This window comes from Streptomyces phaeochromogenes (assembly GCF_001418655.1).
Taxonomy (GTDB): Bacteria; Actinomycetota; Actinomycetes; order Streptomycetales; family Streptomycetaceae; genus Streptomyces; species Streptomyces phaeochromogenes.
In genome coordinates, this window is sequence record NZ_LIQZ01000180.1 from 1 (window position 1) to 2,355 (window position 2,355).

Sequence of the window (2,355 nt, forward strand, 5' to 3'; positions counted from 1 at the left end):
GGGACGGGAATGGGTAGGGGCGGCGGGGGCGACCCTGTTGTTCAGACGCAGACCTTTTCCGGCTCGGCGGACTCCGTCTCCCGGACGCGGACCTGGCGCAGGCTCACCGCCGCCAGTACCGCCGCGCCGAGTAGGAGCAGCGCGCCCGCGACGGCAGCGGCCTGCATCCCGCTGGTGAAGGCCTCGCGGGCCGCGCTCACCAGGGCGTCACCCGCGCGGCCCGGCAGCTGCGGGGCCACGGCGAGGGCCGCGCCGAGGGTCTCGTGGGCCGCGGCGGGAGCCGCGTCCGGGATGTCGTGGCGGTACACCGCGGTGCCGATGGAGCCGAGCAGCGCCATGCCGAGCGCCCCGCCGAACTCCGCTCCGGTCTCCAGGACCGAGGACGCGGTGCCCGCCCTCTCCACCGGCACGGTGCCCAGCGCCAGGTCCATCATCTGGGACATCACGGTGACGATCCCGGCGGCGATGACTCCGGCCCCGGCGAGGACCAGCCACAGAGAGTCCGTACCGGCGGCCGTCAGCATCCCGTAACCGCAGGCCGCGAGGACGAAGCCGCCGGAGACGACGTACGCCCGGTTGACTCCCCGCTGGACCAGCTGCGCGGCGACCGGTGCGGCGACGCCGACCAGCACGGTGGGCAGCAGGCCCCACAGCGCGGCCTCCATGGAGCTCTTGCCGAGCACCGACTGCAGGTACTGCGTGGTGAAGAGCGCCGAGCCCATCATCCCGAACGAGGACAGCAGGTTCAGCGAGACGGCGGGTGCGAAGCCGCGACCGCGGAAGAGCGAGGGCGGGATCATCGGCGACTCGATCGTGCGCTGGCGGTGGACGAAGAGCGCGGCGAACAGGAGACCGATGGTCACCGACATGACGTAGCGGACGTTCCAGCCCTCCGAGGGGATCTCCTTGAGGCCGTAGATCACCGGCAGGACGGCGGCCAGGGACAGCGGCACGCTCAGCAGGTCGAAGCGGCCCGGCGCCGGGTTCTTCGACTCGGGGAGCAGGATCGGGCCGAGGATCAGCAGGAGCACCATCGCGGGCAGGTTCACCAGGAAGACCGAGCCCCACCAGAAGTGCTCCACGAGGACGCCGCTCATGACCGAGCCGAGTGCGACGCCGGCCGTCATCACGCCGGACCACAGGCCGATCGCCTTGGAGCGCTGGGCCCGGTCCGTGAAGAGCGTGCGGATGATCGCCAGCGTGGACGGCATCAGCGTCGCGCCACCGATGCCGAGTACCGCGCGGGCCGCGATCAGCGTCTCGGCGCTGTCGGCGTACGCCGCGACCAGCGAGGCCGCGCCGAAGGCGGCGGCGCCGACCAGGAGCAGCCTGCGACGGCCGATGCGGTCGCCGAGCGAGCCCATCGTCATCAGCAGCCCGGCGAGCACGAACGCGTACATGTCGAAGATCCACAGCTGCTGGGTGCCGGTCGGCTCCAGGTCCGCGCTGATCTGCGGGATCGCGAAGTAGAGGACCGAGACATCCATGGAGACCAGGAGCAGCGGCAGCATCAGGACGCCGAGCGCGGTCCATTCGCGGCGTCCGGCACGGGCGGGAGCGCCCGGGGCGCCCGGGGTGCCGGAGGTCCCCGAACCGGGCGGAGTGGGCGGGGGCACCGGGTTGGACGCGCTGGGATTCGTCATGCCGAGGAATGTACGGGCGTCTTAAACGCCTGTCTAGTACGCACGTATAAAACTGTCGTCCAATACGTTCGTCTTATACGTCGGTCTGGGACGCTTGTCTGTCGCGGAGGTACGCTGAGCCGCATGGGACACCGTGAGGATCTGCTCGAAGGCGCCAAGCGCTGCCTGCTGGAGAAGGGCTTCGTGCGCACGACGGCCCGCGACATCGTCAAGGAGTCGGGGACGAACCTGGCGTCGATCGGCTACCACTACGGGTCGAAGGACGCGCTGCTCGCGGAGGCGTACGTCTCCATCGTCGAGGGGTTGTCCGACGACTTCGACGCGGGCGGGAGCGCCACGGCGAACACCGAGCCGGGGTCCCTGGAGCGGTTCCAGGAGGTGTGGTCGAACGTCATCGGGACCATGCAGAGGCCCGGTTCGGTATGGCATCTCAGCATGGAGATCGTGGTCATGGGCGACAAGGTGCCGGGCGTGCGCGACCACCTGGTCAAGGCCCAGCGCGAAGGGGCACGCGGCATCGTCCCGCTGCTGATGGGCGGGCTGGAGGAGGACGTGCCGGAGAGGGACGTCGATACGCTGGGCAAGTTCTATATGACCCTGATGATGGGCCTCATCGCGCAGTGGACCTTCGATCCCGAGACCGCCGCCAGTGCGGAGGAACTCACCGAGGGGCTGCGGCGGGTGATCGCGGGGGCGACCGCGGCGGGGGTGG

2 protein-coding genes are annotated in these 2,355 nt (G+C 70.4%); one reads left to right on the forward strand and one right to left on the reverse strand.

Annotated features, from left to right (window positions below):
- Positions 1–41: 41 nt before the first annotated feature.
- The gene (locus AOK17_RS24270; RefSeq protein ID WP_079053252.1) at positions 42–1,643 is read right to left on the reverse strand and encodes an MFS transporter; all 1,602 of its coding nucleotides are present in this window, start codon (positions 1,641–1,643) and stop codon (positions 42–44) included.
- A gap of 123 nt (positions 1,644–1,766) precedes the next feature.
- On the opposite strand from AOK17_RS24270, the gene AOK17_RS24275 reads away from it, so the two are divergent.
- The coding region (locus AOK17_RS24275) for a TetR/AcrR family transcriptional regulator (RefSeq protein WP_055614661.1) at positions 1,767–2,355 on the forward strand (589 nt) is incomplete at its 3' end.